Here is a 2,104-nt window from a genome sequence, read left to right as displayed (position 1 = left end):
AGCCAGCCGGCCGCGAAGGCGAGCACGGCGAGACCCACGAGCGTGTCGGTGCGGTTGGCGTCGGCGTAGCGGACCGCGCGGCGGCCGTAGGCCGCGCCGCGCCGGCGCGCCTCCTGCGCCAGATCGCGTCCCTCGCGGGCGAGGTGACGCCCGTCCTCGACGAGGTCGTCCGCCCGGTCGCGGGCCCGGCCGTAGGCGTACTGCGCGCCGCCGGCCACTTGGTTCACGGCGCCGCGCACCTGGCGTGCCGGATCGCCCGCGATGCCGCCGAGGGCGGTCTGCGCGCGACCCTTCAGGTGACGGGACGCGCCGCGGATCTGGTCGCGGTTCATGTGGGTCTCCCGTGGGGTTGAACGAGCCTGTCGGAGGCCGGGGCGCCGGTCGGACCCGGCGCCTCCGAGGGGTGGTCAGCGCTTGCCGGTGACCTTGTCGGCGAGGTTCCGGGCGCCGTCCTTCACGTCGCCGACCGTCTTCTGCGCCTCGCCCTTCAGCTCCTGCGCCTTGCCCTCGGCCACGAGCTTGTCGTTGCCGGTGAGGTTGCCGACGCCTTGCTTGACGTTGCCGACAGCCTCGTTGGCCAGACCCTTGATCTTGTCGGTGGTGCTGCTCATCGGGTTGCTCCTCTCTGGTGTCTCGGTGTGGTGGCCGGCGGTGCCGGCCCGGGGACGGCCCCCGCCCGCGGGCGGGGACCGATCTGCGGGATCAGATGCGGCGCGCGTCGTAGGCGCCGAGCAGCGTGGCGGGCTTCGGGGCGCCGAGCCGGCCGCCGAAGAAGGCGGCCGCCGCGCCCAGGATCAGCGCCAGCGCCGCGTAGAACGCGCCCTGGGTCGCGGCCGACTTCGCGGTCAGCGCCGCCGCCTCGGCCTTCTGCTTGGCGGTGGCGACCGCCTGCTCGTACTGCTTCTGGTAATCGTCGATCTGCGCCTTGGCCTGGTCGGGCGCGATGCCCTGCGCCTTGGCCAGCGCGTCGGCGGCCCGGGTCTTGGCCTGCTCCTTCTGGGCCGGGTCGCCGGTCAGCACCGCGCGCACCGCCGCCACGGCGGCGTCGCGGGCCGCCTGCGGGTCCTGCCCGGCCGCCTGCTGGCGCACCGTCTGCTCGATGCCGTCGAGCGGGTTGGAGACCTTCGCGAGCGAGGGCGCCGCGGCCTGGGCGGCCGTCTGCAAGGTCCCGCCCACGAGGTTGCCGGCGCCGCCCAGCGCGCCCGAGACAGTGCCGAGGGTGCCGCCGACCAAGCCGGTGGCGGCCGAGGTGAGCAGGTAGAGCACCACCAGCGTGGTCACCGCCCAGGAGACGAGCCCGTGCAGCGCGGCCGCGCCCGGCAGGGGCTTGCCCGAGAGGCGGCCCGCGATGGCCCCGCCGACGAGCGAGGCGACGATGCCCGAGGCGACGAACCAGAGCCCCGCGCCCAGCGAGACGGTGGAGGCGGCCGGGTTGTCGGCGGCCGTGGGGCCGACCGAGGCGAGCCCGACGCCCACGCCCACGAGATTCACGACGACCTGCGTCACCAGCGCGGTGACGGCGCCCGCGAAGATCGCCCCCCAGGATACCTCGTTGAGAAGGACGGCGCGCGTGTCGGCATGCGCCGCAGCGGTGGCCAGGGGGGCTGTGGTGGTCTGGATGGTCACACTTTCACTCCGGTGGGTTGCTGGTTCGTCGTGGAGGCGGTGGAAGCTCAGTCGCGGGATGGTCAGTCGCGGGATGCGTTGACGAGCAGGCCGAGGCCGAAGCCGACGGCGCCCGCGATCAGCAGGGAGGCCAGCGGGTACTCGGCGACCTGATGGCTCACCTCGCGGGTGCCCCGGCGCAGGTAGTGGCCGCCGCGCTCGTAGGCGTCCTCGGCCTCGTCGTAGGCTTCGTCGGCCACCCGGCGCACGGCCCGCTCGGCGCGGACGTAGTGGTCCTCCGCGGCGCCCTGGGCACGGCGGGCGCGATCCGCGACGTCGTCCGAGCCGGCGAGGTTGCCGACCGCGTCGCGGACCTTGCCGCCGAGGTCGCGGACGGTGTCGGCGACGTGCTCGGCCGCGTCGTGCACGGCGTCCTTGGCCTGTCCGTAGAGGTTCTCGGCCCGGCCGCCCGCCTCGCGCAGGCGGCCCTCGACCGAAT

General features: G+C 75.0%; 4 protein-coding genes. All 4 read right to left on the bottom strand.

Going from position 1 to position 2,104, the window contains the following annotated elements; all coding sequences use genetic code 11:
* Nucleotides 1-332 (bottom strand): CsbD family protein (locus AX737_RS14980; protein ID WP_066922573.1); only part of this gene is annotated, 332 nt, incomplete at its 3' end.
* 75 nt (nucleotides 333-407) lie between these two features.
* Nucleotides 408-611, bottom strand: coding sequence for a CsbD family protein (locus tag AX737_RS14975; RefSeq protein ID WP_066922571.1), 204 nt, complete (start codon nucleotides 609-611; stop codon nucleotides 408-410).
* Nucleotides 612-702: 91 nt separating this feature from the next.
* Complete coding sequence (locus AX737_RS14970) at nucleotides 703-1,626, bottom strand: PhnA-like protein (protein WP_066922569.1); 924 nt, start codon at nucleotides 1,624-1,626, stop codon at nucleotides 703-705.
* A 62-nt stretch (nucleotides 1,627-1,688) separates the two neighbouring features.
* On the bottom strand, nucleotides 1,689-2,104 hold a 416-nt coding region (locus tag AX737_RS34440; protein ID WP_245293450.1), incomplete at its 5' end, for a CsbD family protein.

This window comes from Methylobacterium sp. CCH5-D2, from assembly GCF_001556475.1.
GTDB classification, from domain to species: Bacteria; Pseudomonadota; Alphaproteobacteria; order Rhizobiales; family Beijerinckiaceae; genus Methylobacterium; species Methylobacterium hispanicum.
The sequence above is the reverse complement of the archived record's forward strand: the minus strand, read 5'-3'. Positions and strand labels throughout refer to the sequence as shown.